The following is a 3,760-nucleotide window of genomic DNA, read 5'->3' as shown; positions in this document are numbered from 1 at the left end:
TGCCCGCCCCGTGACGCGGGGGCGGGCACGGTCGTCGCCCGGGGTCCGCTCTCGCGTGTGAGTGCCTGACCGCCTCAGCGGCAGAGCGCGGCGTCGACGGCGTCGGCGACGCGCTGCTTGACATCGGCAGAGGGCAGGGTGGTGACGGCGATGTCGGCGGCGCGACCGTCCTCGGTGACACCACCGCGGGTCGCGTAGCCCGGGAGCGTGCCGCCGTGGCCCCAGTACACACCGCCGCAGGACAGCGGGCGGCTGGCGAGCCCCAGCCCGTACCGGCCGCCGGGGCCCATGTACTCGGCGGGGACGGTGACCTGCATCTGGGCGAGCTGGGCCGGGGCCAGCAACTCGCCGCCGAGCAGGGCACGGAAGAAGCGGTTGAGGTCGCTGTTCGTGGAGACCAGGGCGCCGGCCGTCCAGGCCCAGGACATGTCCTGCTCGGTGACGTCCAGCGGCTGGTCGCCGGGCTCCTCGGTGACGTAGCCGTGCGGGTGGCGCTCGTGCACCGTCATGTCGCCCTGGGCGGGGAAGTACGTGTGGCGCAGGCCGATGCGGTCGATGACCCGGCGGGTGATCTCCTCGCCGGCGGGCCGCCCGGTGACCTTCTGGATGATCAGGCCGGCGATCAGGTAACCGGTGTTGCAGTACTTCCAGCCCTTGCCGGGCTCGAAGTCGGGCTTCTGGGCGAGCGCGAGGTCGAGCAGGTCGCGGGGCTCGTGGTACTGGGAGAGGCTCTGGTCGGGCAGGAAGTGGGTGTAGTCGGGCAGGCCGCTGGTGTGCTGGAGGATCTGGCGGACGGTGATCTTCCGCCCGTCGATCTCGCCGCCTGCGCCGGTGCCGCGCACGAGACCCGGCAGGTAGGTGTCGAGGGAGGCCTCCAGATCGACCTTGCCCTCGGCGACGAGCTGCAGGACGACGACGGCCGTGAAGGACTTGGTGTTGCTGCCCGCCCGGACCTGCCCGTCCACGGGCACCGCCGCGCCGGTGGCCAGATCGCCTACCCCGGCCGTGTAGGTGCGGGTGTGCCCGTTCCGGTCCCGCACGGTGGCCAGCGCGCCGGGCACACCGTCCTGCCGGACCAGCGCGTCGAGCCGCTGCTGGACGACGTCGGCTCGGGGGCCCGCCGCCTGGGCCGCCGGCGCGGCGGCCACGCCGAACAGCAGGACGCCTGCGGCGACGGCCGCTGCGCTGAGCCGGAACGGTCGAATCCTGTACGGCGTGGACGGGTTCACGGAGCGTCTCCTCTCGCCGGGCCGACGCGCCCGGGACCACCAGGGCACCACGCGGCACCGGCGACGGTCGTCCGCGCGCAGGAGGAGCGCGGGCCGAAGCCGTGGTCCTGACGGCCTACGACCTGCGGGGTATGAACTGTGATCCGGCCATTGGTGTGTGATGGTGGGTCAGAGTTGCCATGGCTCCGCCCCGTCCCGAAGGTAGCGGGTGCGGCCGTCGGCAAGTGCGTGGAGTGCGGCTTGGAGGCGGGTGCGTTGGCGCGCCCGCAGCCGGGCGGCCACCTCGGGTGCTGGGAGGAAGAGTGCTTCGGAGAGTTCGTCGTCATGGGGGCGGACGTTGGCGGCAAGGGCGGGGGCGAGGGTTCCGGCGTCGAAGATGAACGCGATCTGGTCGTCCCAGGGCCCGTGCGGCGCCACCCAGTCCACGACGAGGAGGGCACGGACGGCGATGTCGAGGCCCAACTCCTCCCGCAGCTCCCGCACGGCTGCCTGGTCAGGGGGTTCGTTGGCCTCGGCCATGCCGCCCGGCAGGTCCCAGCCGTCCTTGTAGGTCGGGTTGACGGTCAGGAGACAGCCGCTCACGTCTCGCAGGATGACGTCGGCCGAGACGCGCTTGCGGGCCTGCCTGGCGTTGCCTTCGGAGAGGTAGGCGTTCCAGGCTTCGGTGTCGGTGGGTGCGGGCCTCACGATGAACCTCCCCGAGGTGACGGGATGATGTCGGCGAGTAGCAGGAGCCGGATTCTGCTCGCTTCGTCGAATCGTGCCAGGTACTCACGCACCGGGCCGTACTCCCGGTGCGTGCCCAGAAGATCGCCCAGGCCATCCAGTTGTCGGGCGACGCGAGCTTGGCGAGGCTGCGGAGGGTGGGGGTGCGGGTCGCGGAGTTCGTGTCGGGGGCGTGCAGCTGGATGCGGGTGCTGGAGCTGTTGGTGGTCTGACAGGGTGGCTGGCCGGGCGGGGGGATCTTGGCAGTGTGGGGGTGTTCCGGCGTGACCGGTGCGGCGTAGCGTCCGGGCAGGTCGGCGACGGGTGTGGGAGGTTCTGGTGGCGGTCAACGGCGAGGTGTCGTTCTGGTACGCGGCGAGTGGGCTGCCGGAGCCGGGGCCGGCGTTGCCCGGGAGCGCGGATGTGGACGTGTGCATCGTCGGTGGCGGGTACACGGGGCTGTGGACGGCGTACTACCTGAAGAAGGCGGAGCCGTCGCTGCGGATCGCGGTGCTGGAACGCCGGTTCTGCGGCTACGGCGCTTCGGGGCGCAACGGCGGGTGGCTGTACAACGGCTTCGCGGGCCGGGGCGCGTTCGCGAAGCGGTACGGCCCGGGTGCGGCGGCGGCGATGCAGCGGGCGATGGACGAGGCGGTCGGGGAGGTCGTGGACGTCGCCGCCGCCGAGCGGATCGACGCGCACATCGTGCGCGGCGGGGTGCTCGAAGTCGCCAGGAACAGAGCCCAGTTGGAGCGGCTCAAGGCTTTCGCCGCCGCCGAGCGGGCGTACGGCGAGGGTCGCGTCGAGCTGCTGGGCGCGAAGGAGGCCGCCGACCGGATCGCCGTCGCGGGCGCCCTCGGCGGTACCTGGACGCCGTACGGTGCGCGGATCCAACCGGCCGCGCTGGTACGCGGGTTGGCGCGGGTGGTGCGGGACCTCGGGGTGGCGGTGCACGAGGGGACGGCGGTGACGGCGATCCTGCCGGGCACCGCGTACGCCCGGCCGCGCGCGGTGACGCCGCAGGGCACGGTGACCGCCGAGTACGTGCTGCGCGCGACCGAGGGCTTCACGGCCGGCCTGCGCGGCGAGCGGCGGACCTGGCTGCCGATGAACTCGGCGATGATCGCCACCGAGCCGCTGCCGCCCGCCTTCTGGGCGGACGCGGGCTGGCAGGGCCGCGAGGTGCTGGGCGACTTCGCGCACGCCTACATGTACGCGCAGCGCACCGCGGACGACCGGATCGCACTGGGCGGCCGGGGTGTGCCGTACCGGTTCGGCTCGCGGACGGACGCGGACGGCGGCACCCAGGTGGAGACCGTGCGCCAGCTCCGGCAGATCCTGAACCGCTTCTTCCCGGCGGCCGCGAGTGCCCGGATCGACCACGCCTGGGCGGGCGTGCTCGGTGTGCCCCGGGACTGGTGCGCCACGGTGGAGCTGGACCGTGCGAGTGGTCTCGGCTGGGCGGGCGGGTACGTCGGCAGCGGGGTGACCACGACGAACCTGGCGGGCCGGACGCTGCGCGACCTGGTCCTCGGGCGGGACACCGGGCTGACCGGGCTGCCCTGGGTGGGCCACACCGTGCGCCGCTGGGAGCCCGAGCCGCTGCGCTGGATCGGGGTGCACGCGATGTACGCGGCCTACCACGCGGCGGACCGCCAGGAGGCGGGCGGACGGGCCGCCACCTCGCCGATCGCCCGCGTCGCGGACGTCGTCTCCGGGAGGTAGCGGCGCGGACGGTAGCGGCGCGGGCGGTGGCGAGCGCGGTCGGACGGCGGCGAGCACGCCGGTCGGTGGCGATCACGGTGGCGGATCCGCCACCCCGGATC

Annotated in this window: 3 protein-coding genes; 1 reads left to right on the top strand and 2 read right to left on the bottom strand. The window is 73.6% G+C overall.

What is annotated here, in order from left to right:
- Positions 1–74 precede the first annotated feature (74 nt).
- A complete protein-coding gene (locus ACFV6I_RS38410; protein ID WP_380343072.1) occupies positions 75–1,229 on the bottom strand; it encodes a serine hydrolase domain-containing protein in 1,155 nt (384 codons plus the stop codon).
- A gap of 168 nt (positions 1,230–1,397) precedes the next feature.
- On the bottom strand, positions 1,398–1,916 hold the full coding sequence (locus tag ACFV6I_RS38405) for an NUDIX domain-containing protein (RefSeq protein WP_380343075.1): 519 nt from the start codon (positions 1,914–1,916) through the stop codon (positions 1,398–1,400).
- 354 nt (positions 1,917–2,270) lie between these two features.
- Here ACFV6I_RS38405 and ACFV6I_RS38400 point away from each other — a divergent pair, with 354 nt between their 5' ends.
- Positions 2,271–3,659: an FAD-binding oxidoreductase gene (locus tag ACFV6I_RS38400; protein ID WP_063350913.1), complete on the top strand. Its 1,389-nt coding sequence runs from the start codon at positions 2,271–2,273 to the stop codon at positions 3,657–3,659.
- Positions 3,660–3,760: the final 101 nt, after the last annotated feature.

Origin of the sequence: Kitasatospora sp. NPDC059803, from assembly GCF_042732255.1 — a bacterium.
Lineage (GTDB): Bacteria > Actinomycetota > Actinomycetes > Streptomycetales > Streptomycetaceae > Kitasatospora.
Note: the sequence above shows the minus strand (reverse complement) of the source record. Positions and strands in the feature narration are given on the sequence as shown.